Annotated in this window: 1 protein-coding gene; it reads right to left on the bottom strand. The window is 38.2% G+C overall.

Annotated elements, in window-relative coordinates:
* Positions 1-612: class I tRNA ligase family protein (locus DWW96_RS13770; protein WP_147339845.1), on the bottom strand; the 612-nt coding region annotated here is incomplete at both ends.

Genomic DNA, 612 nt, shown 5'->3' with positions numbered 1-612 from the left:
TCTTCCAACTAATGGAAGTGTAAGAGTTTTTCCTACTAAATGTTTGTATCTGTCATCATTTGGGTTTACTGCTACTGCTGTATCACCAAGTAATGTTTCAGGTCTTGTTGTAGCAAGCTGAATATATCCTGAACCGTCTGTTAAAGGATATCTTAAATGCCAGAACTTACCAGCCTGATCTTCATATTCTACTTCTGCATCTGAAATTGATGTTAAGCAGTGTGGACACCAGTTGATGATTCTTTCGCCCTTGTAAATCTGCCCTTTATTGTAAAGATTTACAAAAACTTCTTTTACAGCTTTTGAACAGCCTTCATCCATTGTAAATCTTTCTCTGTCCCAGTCACATGATGAACCGATTTTCTTAAGCTGTGAAACAATACGTCCACCATACTGCGCTTTCCACTGCCATGCTCTGTCTAAGAATTTTTCTCTTCCTAAATCTTCCTTTGTAATTCCTTCTTCACGCATATTTTCAACAATCTTAGCTTCTGTTGCAATTGATGCATGGTCAGTTCCCGGAAGCCATAAGGCTTCATAGCCCTGCATCCTTTTAAATCTAATTAAAATATCCTGCATTGTATTGTCAAGGGCATGTCCCATATGAAGCTG

This window comes from Eubacterium sp. AF17-7 (assembly GCF_003461285.1).
In the GTDB taxonomy this organism is placed as follows: Bacteria; Bacillota; Clostridia; order Lachnospirales; family Lachnospiraceae; genus Eubacterium_U; species Eubacterium_U album.
The sequence above is the reverse complement of the archived record's forward strand: the minus strand, read 5'-3'. Positions and strand labels throughout refer to the sequence as shown.